General features: G+C 60.6%; 15 protein-coding genes. 3 read left to right on the forward strand and 12 right to left on the reverse strand.

Annotated features, from left to right (window positions below; all coding sequences use genetic code 11):
* From KGA96_RS03460 to glnE, 12 genes are all read right to left on the reverse strand, one after another.
* Nucleotides 1-897: an antimicrobial resistance protein Mig-14 gene (locus tag KGA96_RS03460; protein WP_046039752.1), complete on the reverse strand. Its 897-nt coding sequence runs from the start codon at nucleotides 895-897 to the stop codon at nucleotides 1-3.
* Entirely contained in the window at nucleotides 897-2027 is a 1131-nt protein-coding gene (locus tag KGA96_RS03465; protein WP_223466316.1) for a glycosyltransferase, read from the reverse strand. The genes KGA96_RS03460 and KGA96_RS03465 overlap by 1 nt, the downstream gene beginning before the upstream one ends.
* Nucleotides 2011-3768, reverse strand: coding sequence for a carbamoyltransferase (locus KGA96_RS03470; RefSeq protein ID WP_046039750.1), 1758 nt, complete (start codon nucleotides 3766-3768; stop codon nucleotides 2011-2013). The genes KGA96_RS03465 and KGA96_RS03470 overlap by 17 nt, the downstream gene beginning before the upstream one ends.
* A 166-nt stretch (nucleotides 3769-3934) precedes the next feature.
* Nucleotides 3935-4270: a YceK/YidQ family lipoprotein gene (locus KGA96_RS03475; protein ID WP_046039986.1), complete on the reverse strand. Its 336-nt coding sequence runs from the start codon at nucleotides 4268-4270 to the stop codon at nucleotides 3935-3937.
* A gap of 239 nt (nucleotides 4271-4509) precedes the next feature.
* The gene (locus KGA96_RS03480; RefSeq protein WP_223511578.1) at nucleotides 4510-5961 is read right to left on the reverse strand and encodes a lipopolysaccharide kinase InaA family protein; all 1452 of its coding nucleotides are present in this window, start codon (nucleotides 5959-5961) and stop codon (nucleotides 4510-4512) included.
* A complete protein-coding gene (locus tag KGA96_RS03485) occupies nucleotides 5961-6713 on the reverse strand; it encodes a lipopolysaccharide kinase InaA family protein (protein WP_223511580.1) in 753 nt (250 codons plus the stop codon). Before KGA96_RS03485 ends, KGA96_RS03480 begins: the two co-directional genes overlap by 1 nt.
* Nucleotides 6710-7444 carry a lipopolysaccharide kinase InaA family protein gene (locus KGA96_RS03490; protein WP_046039745.1) on the reverse strand — a complete coding sequence of 245 codons (735 nt, stop codon included), beginning with the start codon at nucleotides 7442-7444 and terminating at the stop codon, nucleotides 6710-6712. The genes KGA96_RS03485 and KGA96_RS03490 overlap by 4 nt, the downstream gene beginning before the upstream one ends.
* Complete coding sequence (rfaP, locus tag KGA96_RS03495; RefSeq protein ID WP_223511582.1) at nucleotides 7444-8250, reverse strand: lipopolysaccharide core heptose(I) kinase RfaP; 807 nt, start codon at nucleotides 8248-8250, stop codon at nucleotides 7444-7446. Before rfaP ends, KGA96_RS03490 begins: the two co-directional genes overlap by 1 nt.
* Nucleotides 8251-9372: a glycosyltransferase family 4 protein gene (locus KGA96_RS03500; RefSeq protein ID WP_046039743.1), complete on the reverse strand. Its 1122-nt coding sequence runs from the start codon at nucleotides 9370-9372 to the stop codon at nucleotides 8251-8253.
* Complete coding sequence (gene waaC, locus KGA96_RS03505) at nucleotides 9372-10433, reverse strand: lipopolysaccharide heptosyltransferase I (RefSeq protein WP_046039742.1); 1062 nt, start codon at nucleotides 10431-10433, stop codon at nucleotides 9372-9374. The genes KGA96_RS03500 and waaC overlap by 1 nt, the downstream gene beginning before the upstream one ends.
* A gap of 1 nt (nucleotide 10434) precedes the next feature.
* Nucleotides 10435-11469 carry a lipopolysaccharide heptosyltransferase II gene (gene waaF, locus KGA96_RS03510; protein WP_046039741.1) on the reverse strand — a complete coding sequence of 345 codons (1035 nt, stop codon included), beginning with the start codon at nucleotides 11467-11469 and terminating at the stop codon, nucleotides 10435-10437.
* Nucleotides 11470-11663: 194 nt separating this feature from the next.
* The gene (gene glnE, locus KGA96_RS03515) at nucleotides 11664-14603 is read right to left on the reverse strand and encodes a bifunctional [glutamate--ammonia ligase]-adenylyl-L-tyrosine phosphorylase/[glutamate--ammonia-ligase] adenylyltransferase (protein ID WP_046039740.1); all 2940 of its coding nucleotides are present in this window, start codon (nucleotides 14601-14603) and stop codon (nucleotides 11664-11666) included.
* A gap of 383 nt (nucleotides 14604-14986) precedes the next feature.
* Here glnE and aceE point away from each other — a divergent pair, with 383 nt between their 5' ends.
* The 3 genes from aceE to KGA96_RS03530 all read left to right on the forward strand — a co-directional run bounded on the left by aceE (nucleotide 14987) and on the right by KGA96_RS03530 (nucleotide 21272).
* Nucleotides 14987-17632 (forward strand): pyruvate dehydrogenase (acetyl-transferring), homodimeric type, encoded by a 2646-nt coding sequence (aceE, locus tag KGA96_RS03520; RefSeq protein ID WP_046039738.1) that lies wholly within the window; start codon nucleotides 14987-14989, stop codon nucleotides 17630-17632.
* An 11-nt stretch (nucleotides 17633-17643) separates the two neighbouring features.
* Nucleotides 17644-19602, forward strand: coding sequence for a dihydrolipoyllysine-residue acetyltransferase (gene aceF, locus KGA96_RS03525; RefSeq protein ID WP_046039735.1), 1959 nt, complete (start codon nucleotides 17644-17646; stop codon nucleotides 19600-19602).
* Between the two features lie 275 nt (nucleotides 19603-19877).
* Nucleotides 19878-21272 carry an alkaline phosphatase D family protein gene (locus tag KGA96_RS03530; RefSeq protein ID WP_223511584.1) on the forward strand — a complete coding sequence of 465 codons (1395 nt, stop codon included), beginning with the start codon at nucleotides 19878-19880 and terminating at the stop codon, nucleotides 21270-21272.
* Nucleotides 21273-21387 lie beyond the last annotated feature (115 nt).

Genomic DNA, 21387 nt, shown 5'->3' on the forward strand with positions numbered 1-21387 from the left:
TCATACGGTGAAGACCGGCACGGGGTTGCACCAGCGATCCTTGTATTCACGGTCGGCGCGACCGAAGGAAAAGCGCAACGGTTTGTCCTGCGCCCGGGCATGCTCCCAGGCACTTTGCGTATTGAGGAAACTCAACACACTGCCAGGGCTGAAATCGCGAGTCTCGGGATCGACCCCGCCGTTGATGTACTCGACGCTGATCCACTGCGGGGTTTCGACTCGGTACACCAGTTGAATCGCAATCGGAGCATCATTGAGGAAAATCACCGAACCGATCAGCAACTCGCGCAGTAACTCGATGACCTCGGCCATGCGTTCGGCACCCGTCGCCGGGAAACCCCAGCGGCGCTGGAACAGGTCGCAATAAATCGCCGCCAGCTCAGCGCTGGAAAATTCGGACACCGGCCGCACCACACCGCCGGCCTCCTCCAGCAAGCGCAATTCGCGGCGCTGGTTATAGCGAAATTTTTTCGACAGTTCTTCGGGCGTGCGGGCCATGGCCAGTTGTTCGGTCTGCAACCTGATGCCAGTGAAACGACCTTCGTTCAGCGCCGACAGATACCGCGCGCGATGGCGCAAAGGCGCCTGGGTATCGGCAGCGGCCGGCAGGATGATTTCGGCGTTGCCCAGGTCGAACAGACCTTTTTTGCCGCGACGCTTGAGTACGTCCTTGGACAAGGCCAGGTCGCGACCCCAGGTCGGGATCGCCGCCTTGACCTCATCGCCCTGCACCCAGGCAAGGTAACGCACCGGAATGTCAGCCAGTTGCGCCAGCCGCTCGACCACCATGGGATGCGTCGCGACGCTGCCGCCATAACGCTGCCAGGATTCGGTGTAAGTCGAGGCGTCGACTACCGCCCAGCCACGCTCGCGCCAGCCTTGAAATCGGTTGAGCATCAGCCCCTCTGTGCCAGTTCGGTAACGTGCGGCAAGTGCCAGAAAGCATCGCGTACTGCGCGGTCGGAAAAGCGTTCGCGCAAGCGCTCGAGCATCAACTCGGCACACTGCCGGCGTTGCTGATCATCCATGCCGGCCAGATGTTGCAGCCCTTGGGCCAGACGCTCGGCATCGCCCAACGGGAACAGGATGCCCACGCCTTCGACCACCTCTTTCGCTCCGCCGCACGCCGTGGCGAGCAATGGAACGCCAGCGGCCATGGCCTCCAGCAGCACCATGCCGAACGGTTCATGATCGGAACTCAGGGCGAACACATCGAAGGCCCGGAAGTAGTTACGCGCATCCGGCACCTGACCGAGGAACAGAACCCGGTCACCGATACCTAGCTCCCGGGCTTGGGCCTTGAGGTTCTCCTCCAGGCGCCCCTTGCCGAGAATCACCAACTGGCTGTTGGCGGGCAAACCCGGCAGCGCCTCGGCGAAACCCTGCAGCAGCGTGGCCTGGTCCTTGTCCGGATGCAGCCGTCCGACGTTGCCGACGATCCAGGCATCCGCCGACAAACCGAGGGTTTCCCGGGCCTCGCGAGCCGACACCTGGGTCGCCTGCAAGGCGTCCACATCGATACGGTTATACAAGGTCTGGATCCGCGAAGCCGGCCACTTCGGCAGGCATTGGCGCATGTCGTCGCGCACAGCGTCGGACACACCGAGCAGACTCAAACGCTTGCGGAAAATATGCGCGAACAGTTTGCGGCTGCCACGCTTGTAATCGTCAAAAGCGTGATGCACGCCAATGACCGGCAACGACGTGCCGAGCAAGGCGATATAGATCGGCTTGAAGCGGTGGGCGATGCAGAAACTGAAGTTGCGCGAAGCGGCGATCTTGCGCAGATCGCCGATGGCGCCCAGCTTCAGGCCACGAATGGCCTTGGAGCTGTACTCCATGAACAGCACTTCATCGCAAGCACAGCCCGCAGCGACTTCGGTGTCGGCAACCCCGGTGAGAAACACCGTGGTCACGCGATAACCGGTCCCCGCGAACAGGCTGGCGTACTGCCGTGCGCAGTCGAGGAACGGCCCGTCATAGCCGTGGCAGAACTGCAGCACATGGCGTTCAGCCGAACGTGTCATAGGCGTTCGCGCCCTCTTTGACCACCAGGATATCTTCCATGATCAGATACTGTAGATCCGAGCCGAAGAACATGTTCAGGGCGTCGGTCGGCGAGCAGATCATCGGCTCGCCACGACGGTTGAGCGAGGTGTTCAGCGACACACCGTTGCCGGTGAGCACTTCCAACGCTTTCATCATGTCGTAGTAACGCGGGTTGTATTCGCGCTTGAGCACCTGGGCGCGGGAGGTGCCGTCTTCGTGGACGACTTCCGGCACGCGGGTCTTCCACTCTTCCGCCACTTCGAAGGTGAAGGTCATGAACGGAGCCGGGTGATCGATCTTGATCATCTGCGGAGCGACGGTATCGAGCATCGACGGGCAGAAAGGCCTCCAGCGCTCGCGGAACTTGATCTGGTGGTTGATGCGGTCAGCCACGCCGGGAATGCTCGGGCAACCAATGATCGAACGACCGCCCAGCGCACGCGGACCAAACTCCATGCGGCCCTGGAACCAGGCCACCGGGTTGCCATCGACCATGATTTTGGCGATCTGCTCCGGCATGTTGTCGAGCTTGCGCCACGTCGGCTTGTTCTCGTGACGGGCGCATGCGGCAATCACGTCTTCGTTGCTGTACGACGGGCCGAGGTAGACGTGTTCCATCTTCTCGACCGGTACGCCACGGGCGTGGGACACATAGGCTGCCGCGCCCACTGCGGTACCGGCGTCGCCGGATGCCGGCTGTACGAACAGCTCTTTGACGTCGTCACGGGCGATGATTTTCTGGTTGAGCTTGACGTTCAACGCACAGCCACCGGCGTAGGCCAGTTTGCCGGTTTCCTTGAGCACGTTGCCCAGGTAGTAGTCGATCATCTGCAGCGCAATTTTTTCGAACAGCGCTTGAATGCTGGCGGCGTAGTGGATGTAAGGCTCGTCGGCGATGTCGCCTTCGCGCTTTGGACCCAGCCACTCGATCAGCTTCGGCGAGAAGTAGTAACCCTTGCCCTTCTCTTTGTAGCGACGCAGGCCGATGACGTTGGCGTAGTCGGTGTTGATCACCAGCTCGCCGTTTTCGAACGAAGCCAGGCGCGAGAAATCGTATTTGCTGGCGTCGCCGTACGGCGCCATGCCCATGACCTTGAACTCACCGTCGAGCATATCGAAACCGAGGAACTCGGTGATCGCGCCGTACAGGCCGCCGAGGGAGTCCGGATCGAAGAATTCCTTGATCTTGTGGATCTTGCCGTTTTCGCCGTAACCGAAGAAGGTCGTGGCGTACTCGCCCTTGCCGTCGATGCCCAGGATCGCGGTTTTCTCTTTGAAACCGGAGCAGTGATAAGCGCTGGAGGCGTGGGCCAGGTGGTGTTCGACCGGCTCGATCTTGATCTTCTTCGGATCAAAACCCAGTTGCTCCAGGCACCAGACGATCTTGTTGCGATAGCGCTTGTAGCGACGGTTACCCATCAGGATTGCGTCGAGTGCGCGGTCCGGGGCGTACCAGTAACGCTTGGCGTACTGCCAGCGGGCCTTGCCGAACAGGCTGATCGGTGCGAACGGAATCGCGACCACGTCAACGTCGGACGGCTTGATACCGGCCTGTTCCAGGCAGAATTTCGCCGATTCGTAGGGCATGCGGTTCTTTGCATGTTTATCGCGTACGAAGCGCTCCTCTTCAGCCGCCGCGACCAGCTTGCCGTCGATGTACAGGGCTGCGGAAGGATCATGGCTAAGGGCGCCGGACAGGCCAAGAATCGTCAATGCCACAGGGGTCTAGCCTCTTTAGTCTGCATACAGGCGCAAGCGCCTCAAAAATTAATGTGCCCTCGCAAGGGGCGAGAGACAGCTAAAGGGCGGGATTATAGCGTAAAAGCGGCGGCAAACCTCTAGCTGCAAGCGGCATGCAACTACGGCCGGGGCCTCGCGGCATTTTTTATCCGCGCACAGGTCGCCAATAGATGGAGATACTACCGTCCACGCTTTGCCGGTAAATCGTGTACGGCAAGACAACGGTATCCAGCGCGCCAGACACGACCAGGTCCACCAAAACCAGCGGCACAAGGATACCCGTAGGGTCTGGCGGAGCATTTAACACACAGAAGTCGTAAGCGAGGCCGCTGTAGACCCGGGGAATGGACTGGCAATAGGTCTTTTGCCTGCGTAACCCCCGCGCTGCGTCGGCCTCATCCTGCAGGACGGTGGCAGCGGTCCCGCAGCCCGTTAGCGACACTGATAAAACACCCGCTGAAACTGCCATTTTGATCGTCACAGCCTGCCCTCCGAGAACGTCAGGCAAACTAGCATCGGGGCGGTTTCAGCCACAGTTCATGACTTCCCAAGATCGCGTAGGACGGTTCACAAGAACCTGTCGCCCTTCTCGGTTGGCAGTTCCGGCCCCTTCACGAGCAAGCCCGCTCCCACACTTGATCCATGTCGCGCACAAATTTTGTGTTCGCTGGAGAGCTAATGTGGGAGCGGGCTTGTTCGCGAAAGGACCGAAGGTCCGATTCAGGCCGCGCTGGAGATGTCCTTGGGCAACCGCTGATCGATGACCTGATAAAGGGCACTGCCTTCAGGCCAATTGCGCATGAACCGCGCGCGATCCCTGGCATACGCCGGGGCGAAGCTGCCGAGGGAGCCGTGCTGGCACATCGAATCGAGGTCGATCAACGCCCAGCGATCCTGCTGCCAGAACAGGTTATGCCCCTTGAAGTCGCCATGGCTGATGCGTTCGCGAATCAACTCGGCGAACAGATGATCCAGTGCCACCAGTTCGGCTTCCGGTGCATCGCCACGCTCCACATACGGCGCAAAACGCTCGATGATGTCCGGCCCCGGCAGGTACTCGGTGATCAGGTAAGCCCGGCTGCGCAGCCACAGGAAACGCTTTTCCAGCAACGCCAGCGGCTTGGGCGTGGCAATCCCGAGGAACGCCAGGCGATTGCCTTCGCGCCAGGAATGCCAGGCCCGGCTCGGGCGCCAGAAACGCTTGAGCCAGTGGGCAAAACCCTTGATGTTGTAGCGCTTTATCACCAGCGTGCGGCCATCCACCTCGACCTTGCCGACGCTCGCCGCACCGCCGGTCTTGTACAGATGCCCCTGATCGAGCAAGGCATCAGCCTGCTCCAGCACCGGCAGCATGGCCGCTTCTTCCTCGCGGCGAATCGCCCGCAAGCCGAACGCCCCGCGCTGGACGCTGAACAGCGTGCACTCGCGGCCGACCTTGATCAGGAAGTCCTTGAGGCGCCAGCTGCGGACCTTGTCGATCTGCTTTTGCAACGCTTCCATAGGCAAGGCGTGTTCGCCGTTGCTGAGCAGGTAATACACCAGCAACTCTTCAATGAAGGGTTCGATCGACTTCGGCAACTGGGCGAAGAACACCCCGAGGTTTTCCAGGACCTTCTGCCGGGACAGCGGCTGGCCAGGCGTCTCGCAGCAGATGCCCGCGCCATCGATCAGGTACAGGCGACCGCCCTGGCGCAGCAAGTTGTCCAGGTGCAGGTCTTCCTGCCACAGGCCCTTGCGATGCATCTGACCGATTGCACCCAACGCCTCGGCCAGCACCGCCCCTTGTCCATCGGACAGCACGGGCTGCTGCTCAACCTGCTTCCAGGTGTCACCAAGGCTCTCGGCATGCTCAAGGAAATCAAACAGCAGCCAGCCACCCTCGCCTTCTTTCAGGCCATCGGCCAACAGCTGCGGCGTGGTCAGCCCTTGTGCAGAGAGCAGGCGCACGCCGTCCAGTTCACGCTGAAAATGCCGTGCGGCCTTGCTGCCAACCAGCAATTTGGCCAACACCGGCCGGCCACGCCAGACGCCGGCACCGACATAACGCTGCCCCGGCAACACCCGCAACAGGCTCAGCAGTTGCAGTTCGGCGGGGCCGGCGGCATCAGCCAGCGAAACGCTCAGCGGCAACGCCGGATTGCGGCCGGCGGACTTCAACTCGGATAAACGCATCAGCGTGGTCCCTTTTGGCTGCGCCGCGTCGTCAAACGCCGCAGCCAGCTGTCGATCAACAAGCTGTCCTGCGGTTGGTCCAAATAAGCGGCCAGTAATTGCCGCAGTTGCGACTCGCCCCACTCGGGCGCGCGGCGTGCCAGCGGTTCCAGATCCTTGATTCGGTCACGCCGCCCGTACAGCAGCGGCCGGGTCTTTTCCAAGTCGATCAATTGAGCCTGATAGCCATTGCCGGTGGCGCGCATGAAAATGTGCTTGGGATAGAAGCACCCGTGCACCTGGCGCGCAGCGTGCAGCTGCCGGGCCAGTTCGCCACTGGCCTTGAGGATTTCCAAGTGCTGCTCAGGGCTCAAGTCAGCCCAGCGCTGCAACAGCGAGTCGAGGTCGTCCCAACCGTCCAGGGCACGGGTCATCAGGATCGCGCGGACTTCGCCATTGACCTTGCGCTCCCCGTAGAACACCGCTTCCAGCGCCGGAATGCCCATCTTTCGGTAACGGGAGATGTTGCGAAACTCGCGAGCGAAACTCGGCTCACCGAATGGTGCGCGCAGGGTGCGGGTCAGGTAGTTGCTTTGGCGCTTGAGGTAGAAACCATGACCTTCCAGATCCAGCCGAAACACGCTGCTCCAGCCGCCGCGACCGGTGTTGGGCTCGTCCACCGCATCGAGCTGTTTGGCCCAGAGTGCCTCGAACGTGCCGAGGCCATGGCGCTCAAGCAGCGCTCGGTCCTCAGCGGCCAGAAAATCAGTCATTCGCGTCCCTCGAAAAATCTCACCACATGCCGGATACGTTTTTTGTCCGCAGCGTTGAGCCGGGTCCGGTTGCGGTATTGCAGGTAAAAGCGCAGGCGCTGGGTAGCCGACAATTGATATTTGGCGACCTTGTCCAGGCACGCCAGATCCTTGGTAATACGGTACTTGAGCCAGAAACCGCGCCAGAAATCGCCGTTGGGGCAATCGATCAAAAACACTCGAGCCTCATCGTCGATCAGCAGGTTGCGCCACTTCAAATCATTATGGGTGAAGCGGTGGTCGTGCATGGTCCGGGTGTATTGGGCCAGCTGACGACTGACGGTATCGACCCAGGCGCGATCCGACAGTTTCGGGTCGCGGCGCTCGGCCAGTGCCGACAAGTCCTCGGTGCGCGGCAGCTCCCGGGTAATCATCGCGCCGCGAGCGTAGGCCGCACCGCGCCGCTCCAGCCCCCAGGCCACCACTTCGGCAGTGGGGATCCCCCACTTGGCAAAGCGCTTGAGGTTCTGCCACTCCATCTTCACCCGAGGCTTGCCCAGGTAACGCCGCAAGCCTTTGCCAGCGCCCACATACCGCTTGACGTAATAGTTGACGCCATTGCGCTCGACACGGATGACCTCCGAGAGCACGTCACTGGTCAAACGCTCGCCTTGCAGCGCAAACACAGCCTCGAGGCTGCCAAAGTCATCGGCCAGCTCGCTGTAGGCCGGATCCAGTTTCCAACCCGACATCAGAGCGCATCCCCGTATCGCTGTTTACGCTCGTAGAGCTTGTTGGCCTTGCCGTCGAGCCATGCCAGCAAAGACGCCTCTTCAATCAGGACCTGACGCAGCGGCTGCTGGAAATAGCCTTTGAGGAAACGCAGCTTGTCGCGGCGGGTCAGGCCGATGTCCAGCGCGGAAAAGTACAGCGCGGCCAGGTCCTTGTTGCGCCAGCGCGAGGTGATCGCCGGGCGGGTCTGGGCACGATGCAGGTCGATCACCGAGAGCTTGAAGTCATCAAAGGTCACCGGCTTGTCGGTGTGCAGCAGGAAATGGCAGATGTAGCAGTCGCGGTGGTTGACCCCGGCGCGGTGCATCATGCCGGTCATGCGGGCGACTTCGGCGATCAGCGCGCGCTTGAGTTTTGGCTCGGGCGGCTGCCGGGTCCAGTTGATGCTGAAATCTTCGAGGCTGACTGTCGGCGCCAGCTCTTCGGTGACGATGAACGAGTGCTGGTCGGCCGGGTTGCTGCCCTTTTCGCCATACGCGACGGCGGTCATGGTCGGCACGCCGACTTCCTGCAGGCGCTGAATCGCCTTCCACTCCTGACCGGCACCCAGTACAGGAAGCTTGGCAGTGAGCAGGTTCTTGAAGATTTCGCCCCAGCCGATGCCACGGTGGATTTTCACGAAAAACCCGCTGCCGTCGACTTCCGTGCGTAATGTCCGGCGTGCTTCCAGCTCGCGGTACACCTCGCCCTTGAGCCCCTCGACTTCGGCGAACGGGTCGCGTCCAGCCCAGAGGCTCTTGAACGGTTCAGCCAGCATCAACTTCATTTAAGCGTGCTCCGCCAGAATCACATCGGCCGCGTGCTGCGGCATGCTATAGAGGTCGGCCGTTTCGGCGAAGGCCAGACCATTGCGGCTCCAGGCCGCCCTTGCTTGAGCGTCGTTCAACATGCCGGTCAGGTACTGCGTCAGTTGTGCCTGATCGAACGGCTCGTCCAGCACCAGGCCCGCATCGGCCTCGGCGATGTAATGGGCGTAACCGCACACCGCACTCACCAGCACCGGCAGGCCGGCCACCAGGGCTTCGAGCAAAACCGTTCCGGTGTTTTCGTTGTACGCCGGGTGGATCAACAGGTCAGCGCCCAACAGGAAACGCGGGATATCGCTGCGCCCCTTGAGGAACGTGACGTTGTCGCCGAGCCCCAATGTCGCACTCTGCATCTGGAATAATTTGGGGTCATCCTGGCCAATTACAAACAGCCGGGTGCGTTTCTTAAGATCAGCGGGCAATGCCGCCAGCGCCTTGAGGCTGCGGTCCACACCCTTGGTCTTGAACCCGGAGCCGATCTGCACCAGCAGCAGTTCGTCGTCCTTGAGGTTGAATTCCGCGCGGAACCCGGCGCGAATTTCATCGGCATCGGCCGGTCGGCGACGGTCCTGGGCGATGCCCGGCGGCAGCAGGTGAAAGCGCTCCAGCGGCGTGTCGTAATGCTTGATGAACAGCGGCTGCTGGACTTCGGAAATCATTAGCACTTCGGTCTTCGCCTCTTTGGCGAACACCGCTCGCTCGTATTCGGCGAAGTGGCGATAGCGGCCCCAACGGCGATACAGCGAGTTACGCAGGTTCTGCGCCTTGTCTTCGAAGCAGCCGTCGGCGGCGTAGTAGACGTCCAGGCCCGGCATCTTGTTGAAGCCGATCAGGCGGTCCACCGGGCGCTTGGCCAGGTCAGCTTCCATCCATTCGCTGAGCTTCTCGTTGCGCCGATGGTTGAAGAACGCCTTGACCGGCGCCACCAACACTTCGAAACCCGGCGGTACGTCGCCCTCCCAGATCAGCGTGTAGACGCGAATCTGATGACCGCGCTTCTGGCACTCCAGGGCGATACGCATGAAATCGCGCTGCAAGCCGCCAAACGGAAAATACTTGTACAAGACAAATGCCAATTGCATCAGCGCAGCTCCTCAGCCATTAACAACGTGCTCAGTCGGCTGGCGACACGCTCGGGATTCAGACGCGTGAAGCACAGGGGCCACTCGCGTTTCAGGTCAAATTGACGGGCATCTTCAGCCGTCGGTTGATAAGTGCATTTCTTTTGCAGGCACGGCGCACAAGGGAAGTCGCTGGCCAGGTGAATCTGCACCTTGCCATAGGCGCCGGTCAGGCCCGGATTCGTCGGGCCGAACAGCGACAGCGTGGGCACATCCAGCGCGGCGGCCAGATGGCCCAGACCGGTGTCCACCGCCACGCAGGCCTGTGCGCCCGCCAGCACCTTGCCGACACCGGCCAGATTCAATTTGGGCAACACTTCGGCGTGTTTGAACCCAGCAGCGATGCGCTCGGCCCGGGCTTTCTCCAGGGCATTGCCCCAGGGCAGCTTCACCCCTACGCCCAGGTAGCCGACCCGTTCGGTCAGCTCGCGCCAATAGGCTTCGGGCCAGTGCTTGGTGTCCCAGGTGGTGCCATGCAGAAACACCACGTACGGGTTCTTGCGCGGCAATTCCACCAGGCGCTCGATATTCAGGCCGTAGTCGCCCAGGCCTTTGGGCAAGTCATAGCCCAGCGCGATGGCGAACAACTGACGCACTCGCTCCACCGCGTGCTGCCCACGGGCAACGGCCAGGCGTCGATCGTAAAAGCGCGCAGCGATGGGCTCGCGCGCCGAGTTTTTATCGAGACCGGCCACCGGGGCCTTGACGTAACGGGTCAGCCAGGCGCTTTTCAGCAAGCCCTGGGCGTCGATCACCAAGTCATATTTGGTGGCGCGAACGCTTTGCTTGAAGCGTTTCCACTCACCGCTCTTGATGGTCTGCCAGATGTTTTTGCGCCAGCGACGGATCGCCACCGGAATCACCTTGCCCACCGCCGGATGCCAGGTCGGGATTTCGGCAAAGCCTTCTTCCACCACCCAGTCGAATTTGATGCCGGGAATCGCCCGCGCCGCGTCGGTCAACGCCGGCAACGCATGAATGACGTCGCCCAGCGAAGAAGTCTTGATCAACAGAACCCGCAAGCTATTTGACCTCGACCGGAGTGCCTTGCAACCGCTGCAGGGCTTCGTTCACCGCTTGCGGCATGAGTTGGCGCAGGCAGTTGTAATGGCCGAAACGGCAGGTGCGGTCGAAGCATGGACTGCATTCGATACCCAGGCGAACGACTTCAACGTGCTCGGCCAATGGTGGTGTGAAACCTGGTGACGTCGAGCCGTAGACCGCGACCAGCGGGCGATTCAGGGCGGCGGCAACGTGCATCAATCCGGAGTCGTTGGACACCACCGCATCGGCACAGGACATCAGGTCGATGGCTTCGGCCAGCGAGGTGCCGCCACTGAGGTTCACTGACTCTTCACGCAGGCCGGGAATCAGCCGCGCGCGGATGTCTTCGCCCACGGCGTGATCGTTTTTCGAACCGAACAGCCAGACTTGCCAGCCTTCGCGGATCTTCGCTTCGGCAACCTTGGCGTAATGCTCGGACGGCCAGCGCTTGGACTCACCAAACTCGGCGCCGGGGCACAGGGCCAACACCGGACGGTCGAGGGCCAGGCCGAATTTGGCCAGTGCAGCTTCGCGGGTAACCGGGTCGATCTGCAGGCTCGGACGCGGATACGGCTTTGGCAGCTCAACGCCCGGCTCAAACGCCAAGGCCATGAAGCGCTCGATCATCAACGGGTAACGATCCTTGTCCAGCGTGCGCACGTCGTTGAGCAGGCCATAGCGGAATTCGCCACGCCAGCCGGTGCGCTTCGGGATGCCGGCAAAGAACGGCACCAGCGCCGACTTCAGGGAGTTGGGCAACAGGATCGCCTGGTCGTACTGGCCAGCCAGGGATTTGCCGATGCGCCGACGCGTTGCCAGCTCCAGGACACCGTGACCGAGCGGAAAGCTCAAGGCCTGGCGAACTTCGGGCATGCGCTCAAGAATCGGCCGGCTCCACTCGGGGGCCAGCACGTCGATTTCGCATTGCGGGTGGCGTTGTTTCAGACACTGGAAAAGTGTCTGCGCCATCACCATGTCACCGACCCAACTGGGCCCAACGATCAGAATTTTCATGTGGTTTCCATAAACGAACCGGGGAGGCCTATGCCTCCCCGCCTCGAGAATTCTACAAAACACCGCAGATCTACCGTGGGAGCTAGCCTGCTCGCGAAAGCGGCCTGACCGTCAGCATAGATGCTGGTTGTGACGACTTCATCGCGAGCAGGCTCGCTCCCACATTTGAATCTCTTCGTTCCAACCGGAGCGTTTCAGCTCAGCCCCAGCTCACGCCAGATCCGCATGACCTGCTGCCGTTCGTCTGCGAACTGGTCGCCCGGTATCACCCCGGGGTCCTTCTGCAAGGCCTGCCGGTGGGCGGCGGAGCGGTAAGCTTTATACGCTTCACGCAACAGGCTGGCATCTTCGACGGGCATCAGCCCTTCATGCTCCAGCCCTTCCAGAATGCGGATGTTGTCCGTCCAGCGCAGCAATGGCGGGTGTGTTTCGGACCACGCCAGGGCCGCGTATTGCACCATAAATTCAATATCGACGATACCTCCGGCGTCCTGCTTGATATCGAATGGCACCGTGGCTTCGAAGGCATTTGCCCCGGTGCCGGCCGCCGTGCTCTTGCTGCCAAGGTTATCGCGCATCTTGGCGCGCATCTCACTGACCTCTTGGCGCAGGGTCGGCAGATCACGGGTCTTGCCCAATATCGCAGCGCGGACTTTCTCGAAGGCCTGGCCGACATCCTGACTGCCCACCAACACCCGCGCCCGCACCAGCGCCTGGTGTTCCCAGGTCCAGGCTTCGTTCTCCTGATAACGGGCAAACGCCCCCAGGGAACTCACCAGCAACCCCGACGCCCCGGACGGCCGCAGACGCATGTCCACTTCATACAGCTGCCCGGAGTTGGTCTGCGCCGTCAGCAAGTGAATGATCCGCTGCCCCAGCCGGGTGAAAAATTGCGCACCATCGATGGGTTTGACGCCATCGGTTTCAGCCTGCGGATCGCCGTCGTGGATGAACACCAGGTCCAGGTCCGAACCATGCCCGAGTTCCAGGCCGCCGACTTTCCCATAACCGACAATGATGAACCCGGGATCGCACAAAGTGCCATCGGTGCGCAGCGGCGTGCCGTACTTGGCCACGGTCTGGCGCCAGGCCAGTGCCAGCACTTGCTCCAGGATCGCTTCGGCGAGCCAGGTCAGGTAATCGCTGACCTTCATCAGCGGCAGGCTGCCGGCGATTTCCGAGGCAGCCACCCGCAGGCGGTGCGCCAGCTTGAAGTGACGCAGGGCTTCCATTTGCTGTTCGAGGTCGTCTTCGGGAATTCGTGTCAGACGCTCGCGCAACTCTGCCGCCAGTTCTGGCGCCAGTGGCGGCTTGAACAGCCGGCCTTCGTTGAGCAATTCGTCGAGCAGCAGCGGGAAGCGGGTGATTTGCTCGGCGATCCACGGGCTCGCCGCGCACAGCGTCAGTAACCGCCGCAACGCACTGGGGTTCTCGGTCAACAGCACCAGATAAGCGGAACGACGGGCCACGGCTTCAACCAGCGGCAGCACCCGTTCCAGTACCAGGTCCGGATTGTCATGTTCCACGGCCTGCGCCAGCAAACGCGGAATAAAAGCATCGAGACGTTCGCGACCCAGACGCTGCATCGCCCTCAACTGCGGGCTGCTGCGCAAGCCGGCCAGGGCCCTCAAGGCTTTTGGGGCATCCTTGAAACCACCTTCCTCCAGTTGGCGGCAGGCGGCCTCATCGTCCTGGGCCTCTTCCCACAGCGGCAACCACTCACCACCGACCACCACTTCGCTTTCGGCGCCCTGCTCTTCATCGGGATCGGCGATCACCTGCCCGAAGTGCCAGGCAATACGGCCGCGCCAGTACATCAGTTGCTCGTGGAACGCCGTCCAGTTGGCGAAACCCAGCATAAAGGCAATACGCGCCTGATCCTGCTCGCCATTGGGCAACATTTGCGTCTGGCGATCGGCAATCGCCTGAATCGCGTGCTCGGTGTAACGCAGGAATTCGTAACCTTCACGCAGCTCGCTGATCACGGCCGGCGGCAGGTAACCCTGACCTTCCAGCGTGCTCAGCACCTTTAATAGTGGGCGCTGCTGCAAGCTCAGATCGCGGCCGCCGTGGATCAGCTGGAACGCCTGGGCAATGAACTCGACTTCGCGAATACCGCCGGAACCGAGCTTGATGTTGTCGGCCATGCCCTTGCGCCGCACTTCCTGCTGGATCAGCTGCTTCATGGTGCGCAGCGCTTCAATGGCGGAAAAATCCAGGTAACGTCGGTAAACGAAAGGTCGCAGCATCTCTTGCAGTTGCGCGCCGGCCACCTGATCGCCGGCCACCACCCGCGACTTGATCATCGCGTAGCGTTCCCAGTCGCGACCCTGATCCTGGTAATACTGCTCCAGCGCGTTGAAGCTCAGCACCAGCGCGCCCGCCGAACCGTAAGGACGCAAGCGCATGTCGACGCGGAATACAAAGCCGTCGACGGTCATCGGGTCCAGGGCCTTGATCAGCCGCTGACCCAGACGAATGAAGAACTCCTGGTTATCCAGCGGGCGTTTGACGCCGACGGTTTCGCCGCCCTCGGGGTAGGCAAAAATCAGGTCGATGTCCGACGACAGGTTCAACTCCACGGCACCGAGCTTGCCCATGCCGAGAACGACCATCTGCTGCGGTTCGCCGCTGCGCCGCCCGGTCGGCACGCCGAACTGCTGACAATGGCGCACGTACAACCATTGATAGGCCTGATCGATGCTGGCATCGGCCATGTCCGAAAGGTCGCGGCAGGTCTGGATCAAATCGGCCTGGCGGGTCAGGTCGCGCCAGATGATCCGCACTTGATGGCGTGCACGCTGGCGGCGCAAGGCGCGGCCAAGCAGATCCTCGGTCTCGGCCACGCTCACGGCGGCCGCGATCTGCCCGCACAACTCGCCGGGAGCGAAGCTACGGTCCAGTTCGCCGGACTGCACCAGCTCCAGCAACATCAAAGGGTCACGAACACACTGTTCAATCACGAAATCGCTGGCGGCGGTGACGCGGGCAAATTGCGCCCAGCGTTCCGGCGTCCAGGCAGACAGCCAATGGTCATCGTCCAGGGCGGCGACGGCAGCCCGGAACGACTGCTCGGCGCGGGTGACAAGCGGCAGGAGAATGGCGGGCAGTTCGGCAAGCGAAGGGAGGCTCATGGTCTATCCTTGATCGGCGTACAACGGACTGCATGTAGTGGTTTTCGAAAACCCACTACCTGAGGGAGTGTCGAACAAAAGTTAGAAATAGCTGAAATTTCTTCAATTTTGGCAGACAGCATCAAGCTTTTACCTTTTGTAGTTGGAAAAAGACCAACCTTAACGATTATTCTCACAACGCAGCCGGGGGCCACAAGCCGCTCTTCTGTAGTTTTACTACTCGTATATACATTAGCCGGGCTGAAATGCCGGAAGATTTGTAGTAAAACTACACGCCGCCGGAACAACCTATCGGCAATCCAAGAATTTATATCGTCTGCCCACAAGGCCAGTCGCAAACTCAGGCAACCGATTCTGGAAGCCTTTCCGCCCTGGAGCAAGCCATGCAAGACCTCGATCCCGTCGAAACCCAGGAATGGCTGGACGCCCTGGAATCGGTTCTCGACAAAGAAGGCGAAGACCGTGCTCACTATCTGATGACCCGTATGGGTGAACTGGCGACCCGCAGCGGTTCGCAGTTGCCTTACGCCATCACCACGCCTTACCGCAACACCATCCCGGTAACCCACGAAGCACGCATGCCTGGCGACCTGTTCATGGAACGCCGCATTCGCTCGCTGGTACGCTGGAACGCGATGGCCATGGTAATGCGTACGAACCTGAAGGATTCTGACCTCGGCGGTCACATCTCCAGCTTCGCCTCCAGTGCGACCCTGTATGACATCGGCTTCAACTACTTCTTCCAGGCCCCGACCGAAGAACACGGCGGCGACCTGATCTACTTCCAGGGCCACACCTCGCCAGGCGTTTACGCCCGCGCATTCATGGAAGGCCGCATCACCGAAGACCAGATGAACAACTTCCGCCAGGAAGTCGACGGCCAGGGCCTGTCGTCCTACCCGCACCCTTGGCTGATGCCTGACTTCTGGCAGTTCCCGACCGTATCCATGGGTCTGGGCCCGATCCAGGCGATCTACCAGGCACGTTTCATGAAGTACCTGGAACACCGTGGTTTCATTCCTGCCGGCAAGCAGAAAGTCTGGTGTTTCCTGGGCGATGGCGAGTGCGACGAGCCGGAATCCCTGGGCGCGATCTCCCTGGCCGGCCGCGAGAAGCTGGACAACCTGATCTTCGTCATCAACTGCAACCTGCAGCGCCTCGACGGCCCGGTTCGCGGCAACGGCAAGATCATCCAGGAACTCGAAGGCGTGTTCCGCGGTGCTCAGTGGAACGTGACCAAAGTCATCTGGGGCCGTTTCTGGGACCCGCTGCTTGCCAAGGACACCCACGGTATCCTGCAACGTCGCATGGACGAAGTCATCGACGGCGAGTACCAGAACTACAAAGCCAAAGACGGCGCGTTCGTCCGTGAGCACTTCTTCAACACGCCTGAACTCAAGGCGATGGTCGAAGACCTGTCCGACGACGAGATCTGGAAGCTCAACCGTGGCGGCCACGACCCGTACAAGGTCTACGCGGCGTACCACGAAGCGGTCAACCACAAAGAACAACCAACCGTCATCCTGGCCAAGACCATCAAGGGTTATGGCACCGGTGCCGGCGAAGCGAAGAACACTGCGCACAACACCAAGAAAGTCGACGTCGACAGCCTGAAGTTGTTCCGCGATCGTTTCGACATCCCAGTCCAGGACGACGAGCTGGAAAACCTGCCATTCTTCAAACCCGAAGAAGGCAGCGCCGAAGCCCGTTACCTGAGCGAGCGCCGTACCGCACTGGGCGGCTTCGTACCTCAGCGTCGCGCCAAGAGCTTCAACATCCCGACTCCGCCACTGGACACCCTCAAGGCGATCCTGGACGGCTCGGGCGACCGCGAAATCTCCACCACCATGGCCTTCGTGCGGATCCTCGCGCAACTGGTCAAGGACAAGGAAATCGGCCCGCGCATCGTGCCGATCATCCCGGACGAAGCCCGTACCTTCGGTATGGAAGGCATGTTCCGTCAGCTGGGCATCTACTCCTCCGTCGGCCAGCTCTACGAGCCAGTCGATAAAGACCAGGTGATGTTCTACAAGGAAGACCAGAAGGGCCAGATCCTCGAAGAAGGCATCAACGAAGCGGGCGCCATGAGCTCCTTCATCGCTGCCGGTACTTCGTACTCCAGTCACAACCAGCCGATGCTGCCGTTCTACATCTTCTACTCGATGTTCGGCTTCCAGCGTATCGGCGACCTGGCATGGGCCGCTGGCGACAGCCGCACCCGTGGCTTCCTGATCGGCGGCACCGCCGGCCGTACCACCCTGAACGGTGAAGGCCTGCAACACGAAGACGGTCACAGCCACCTGCTGGCCGCGACCATCCCGAACTGCCGCACCTACGATCCAACCTACGGCTACGAGCTGGCGGTGATCATTCAGGACGGCATGAAGAAGATGACCGAAGAGCAACAGGACGTCTTCTACTACATCACCGTGATGAACGAGTCGTACCAGCAGCCAGCCATGCCGGCCGGTGCCGAAGAAGGCATCAAGAAAGGCATGTACCTGCTCGAAGAAGACAACCGCGAAGCGGCGCACCACGTTCAGCTGATGGGCTCCGGCACCATCCTGCGTGAAGTCCGTGAAGCAGCGAAGATCCTGCGTGAAGAGTTCAACGTCGGCGCCGACGTATGGAGCGTTACCAGCTTCAACGAACTGCGTCGCGACGGCCTGGCCGTTGAGCGCACCAACCGTCTGCACCCTGGCCAGAAGCCTAAGCTGAGCTACGTCGAAGAGTGCCTGAACGGCCGTAAAGGTCCGGTCATCGCCTCTACCGACTACATGAAACTGTTCGCCGAGCAGATCCGTCAGTGGGTACCGTCCAAGGAATTCAAAGTCCTGGGCACCGACGGTTTCGGCCGCAGCGACAGCCGCAAGAAACTGCGTCATTTCTTCGAAGTCGACCGTCATTTCGTGGTGTTGGCAGCCCTGGAAGCACTGGCTGACCGTGGTGACATCGAACCTAAGGTTGTGGCTGAAGCCATCGCCAAGTTCGGTATCAACCCGGAAAAACGCAACCCACTGGACTGCTGAGGAGAGATTCTGTGAGCGAACTCATTCGCGTACCTGACATCGGCAGCGGTGAAGGTGAAGTAATTGAACTGTTTGTGAAGGTCGGCGACCGTATCGAAGCCGACCAGAGCATCCTGACACTTGAGTCGGACAAGGCGAGCATGGAAGTGCCTGCGCCGAAGGCCGGTATCATCAAGAGCCTGAAAGTGAAGCTGGGCGATCGTCTGAAAGAAGGCGACGAACTGCTGGAGCTGGAAGTCGAAGGTGCCGCGCAAGCGGCCCCTGCGGCTGCCGCTGCGCCAGCCGCCAAGGCTGAAGCCAAGCCGGCTGCAGCACCTGCCGCCGCCCCTGCTCCTGCTGCGCCGGCTGCTGCCAGCGTTCAGCAAGTGCACGTGCCGGACATCGGCTCGTCGGGCAAGGCCCAGATCATCGAGATCCAGGTCAAGGTCGGCGACACCGTCGCAGCTGATCAGTCGCTGATCACCCTGGAATCCGACAAGGCGAGCATGGAAATCCCGTCGCCTGCCGCTGGCGTGGTCAAGGCCATCAGCGTGAAGCTCAACGACGAAGTCGGCACCGGCGACCTGATCCTGGATCTGGAAGTGGCAGGTGCTGCTGCACCGGCTGCTGCCGCTCCAGCTCAGGCGGCCGCACCTGCCGCCGCTGCTCCAGCGCCTGCCGCTGCCGCACCGGCTGCTCCAGTGGCCGACAGCGTTCAGGACATCCACGTTCCGGACATCGGTTCGTCGGGCAAGGCCAAGATCATCGAAGTCCTGGTCAAGGCCGGCGACACCGTTGCAGCCGACCAGTCTCTGATCACCCTGGAATCCGACAAGGCGAGCATGGAAATCCCATCGCCAGCCGCTGGCGTGGTGGAAAGCGTTTCCATCAAGCTCGATGACGAAGTCGGTACCGGCGACCTGATCCTGAAACTGAAAGTCAAAGGCGCCGCTCCGGCCGCTGCTACAGCGCCTGCCGCTGCCGCACCGAGCGCACCTGCTCCAGCCGCTGCAGCACCTGCCGCCGCCGCACCTGTTGCTGCCCCGGCTGCCGCTCCAGCCAAGCCTGGTGCAAAAGTTCACGCCGGCCCAGCCGTGCGTCAACTGGCCCGCGAATTCGGCGTCGAGCTGAGCGCCGTTGGCGCCAGCGGCCCGCACGGGCGCATCCTGAAGGAAGACGTGCAGGTTTACGTCAAGGCCATGATGCAGAAGGCCAAGGAAGCACCGGCCGCTGCTGCTGGCGCAACCGGTGGCGCGGGCATCCCGCCGATTCCGGTCGTGGACTTCAGCCGCTTCGGTGAAATCGAAGAAGTGCCGATGACCCGCCTGATGCAGGTCGGCGCTGCCAACCTGCATCGCAGCTGGCTGAACGTGCCGCACGTGACGCAATTCGACTCGGCGGATATCACCGAGCTCGAAGCGTTCCGTGTTGCCCAGAAAGCCGTTGCAGAGAAGGCCGGCGTCAAGCTGACCATCCTGCCGTTGCTGCTCAAGACCTGCGCACACCTGCTCAAGGAACTGCCGGACTTCAACAGTTCGCTGGCACCAAGCGGCAAAGCGATCATCCGCAAGAAATACGTGAACATCGGCTTCGCCGTCGACACCCCGGATGGCCTGCTGGTGCCGGTCATCAAGAACGTCGACCAGAAGAGCCTGCTGCAACTGGCCGCCGAGGCTGCTTCCCTGGCTGAAAAAGCCCGGACCAAGAAGCTCTCGTCGGACGAGATGCAAGGCGCCTGCTTCACCATTTCCAGCCTCGGCCACATTGGCGGCACCGGCTTCACGCCGATCGTCAACGCGCCGGAAGTGGCGATCCTCGGTGTTTCCAAGGCAACCATCCAGCCAGTCTGGGACGGCAAAGCCTTCCAGCCGAAACTGATGCTGCCGCTGTCGCTGTCCTACGATCACCGTGTGATCAACGGCGCCGCTGCTGCACGCTTCACCAAGCGTCTGAGCGATCTGCTGGGCGACATCCGCACCATGCTCCTGTAACACCGACCGGCCCTCCTTCACCGGAGGGCCTGTTGCGTTCCACGTTTCCGAGCGCCACGCTCGTACCTCAACCCCGCCAATTTGGCGGGGCTTTTTTTTGCCTGAATTTTTTACTTAAAACGTCTTCCTACATTTGTGGCTGATATCGCCCACAACTCGAATCCATTTCTGCCAGATATTTTTTCGGGCCAAATAACTAGCCTTGGCCGAAAGACTACTTATTACACCCGAAACAATCATCTACCTAATTCGTTAGCAGCCGAATGGACTCAAACATGCTCAAACCAACTGTCGGCCCGATTATTGGTCACACCACCACTAATCACGCACGTATTTTTTTGCGCGGCGAACACAATAAAAACACCTTGGTATTTGCCGGCATTCGCTATAGACGACAAGGCGAAGATCACTGGTCAAAAGGCAACTTTGCGAAACTCGAACCCGAGCACGACATGTGCGAAGTCTTTGCACTAAACAACCTGTCCGCCGACTCCGACTATGAATATCAGGCCGGGTGGTTCAGCCCGATGAGCCCGGCGCACACCGTCGACACGGTGAAAGAACTGCCGCTGCGATGGCCACGACAGATTTATCACCTGCATACCCGCTCCAGCCAGGCCGGCCTTTCAAGGGCCTACATTATCGGCTCTTGCCGATACCTGCGCATGACCGCAGGCATCGCATTCGCCCCTCACTTGGGCGACAGAATCTTCGCTTCAATTTCACGCCTGGTGGAGCAAGCCAGTCCTCCCGTCAGTGCGATGGTGATGACGGGTGACCAAATCTATGTCGATGATTTGAACATCATTGCCCCGGATCGGGAGCTCAAGGAAATCCTGCATAAATATCGCGTGGCGTTTTCGCAGATAAATATCACCAGGTTAATGTCCAGTTTGCCCACTTACATGATCCTTGACGACCATGAAATAGAAGACAACTGGCCCGCCAACAAGAGCAAGTCCGATGACTACTTATATGCAAACGCAATCAGGGCCTATGAGTTGTATCAGGCCAGCCATAGCCCAGCCCATGCACTAACCAGTGATGGACTGATAAATAAACGACTGGACAAATATTGGTATCAATTTACTGAAGGTGATATCGAATGGTTTGTTACCGACAGTCGAACCCGACGTAATCTGTCGACCACTGACCGACGCATTCTCGACGCAGCCCAGGAACAGGCCTTGTGCGACTGGCTGATCCACAGCCCGGCGCGGATCAAATTCGTGGTCACCAGTGTCATGTTCTACCCTGACCAAAAACGCTCGGATGATGACGCCTGGCAGGCCTTCCCCGAACAACGGCTACGGTTGCTGGAGACCATTCGCACACACAGCATCAAAAACGTCGTGTTCATTTCCGGCGATGTCCACGGCTCGCTGACCAGTCGCCTGACCCACAGCGAGGATGCGGACTTCGAAGTCCACACCATCGTCTCGTCACCGCTGTGCAACAGCAGAATGTTGCCCTATGCCACAGCCTCCACGTTCGTCCTCGATCAACCCTTGGTCCGCACCGCCTCCGGCGACTATCGACATGAGCTGACCAGCAACGTGATCAGCCAAGATAACTTTGCCCACCTGGTCGTCGATGCCGGGCAGCTTCAGGTGAATTTCCACGACCGGGAGGGCAAGCCTTTGCAGTCCGTTGGCATCCAGATTCGCTGACCCGGAAACAGATCGCAGTCATTGGCAATACTTGCAAAACTGCGATTTTTCGGCGAATAGCAATACTTTCTGCCACCGACTGAAGAAATCCCGTCGTCTGCCGACATATTCTTAT

The organism is Pseudomonas sp. GL-R-26 (assembly GCF_019947365.1).
In the GTDB taxonomy this organism is placed as follows: domain Bacteria; phylum Pseudomonadota; class Gammaproteobacteria; order Pseudomonadales; family Pseudomonadaceae; genus Aquipseudomonas.

Excerpts from the sequence above, each read along its gene's own strand:
- rfaP (WP_223511582.1), bottom strand. The coding sequence starts at position 8,250 with ATGAAGTTGATGCTGGCTGAACCGTTCAAGAGCCTCTGGGCTGGACGC.
- KGA96_RS03530 (WP_223511584.1), top strand. The coding sequence starts at position 19,878 with ATGCTCAAACCAACTGTCGGCCCGATTATTGGTCACACCACCACTAAT.
- KGA96_RS03460 (WP_046039752.1), bottom strand. The coding sequence starts at position 897 with ATGCTCAACCGATTTCAAGGCTGGCGCGAGCGTGGCTGGGCGGTAGTC.
- KGA96_RS03485 (WP_223511580.1), bottom strand. The coding sequence starts at position 6,713 with ATGACTGATTTTCTGGCCGCTGAGGACCGAGCGCTGCTTGAGCGCCAT.
- glnE (WP_046039740.1), bottom strand. The coding sequence starts at position 14,603 with ATGAGCCTCCCTTCGCTTGCCGAACTGCCCGCCATTCTCCTGCCGCTT.
- KGA96_RS03500 (WP_046039743.1), bottom strand. The coding sequence starts at position 9,372 with ATGCAATTGGCATTTGTCTTGTACAAGTATTTTCCGTTTGGCGGCTTG.
- KGA96_RS03465 (WP_223466316.1), bottom strand. The coding sequence starts at position 2,027 with ATGACACGTTCGGCTGAACGCCATGTGCTGCAGTTCTGCCACGGCTAT.
- aceE (WP_046039738.1), top strand. The coding sequence starts at position 14,987 with ATGCAAGACCTCGATCCCGTCGAAACCCAGGAATGGCTGGACGCCCTG.
- KGA96_RS03480 (WP_223511578.1), bottom strand. The coding sequence starts at position 5,961 with ATGCGTTTATCCGAGTTGAAGTCCGCCGGCCGCAATCCGGCGTTGCCG.
- KGA96_RS03490 (WP_046039745.1), bottom strand. The coding sequence starts at position 7,444 with ATGTCGGGTTGGAAACTGGATCCGGCCTACAGCGAGCTGGCCGATGAC.
- waaF (WP_046039741.1), bottom strand. The coding sequence starts at position 11,469 with ATGAAAATTCTGATCGTTGGGCCCAGTTGGGTCGGTGACATGGTGATG.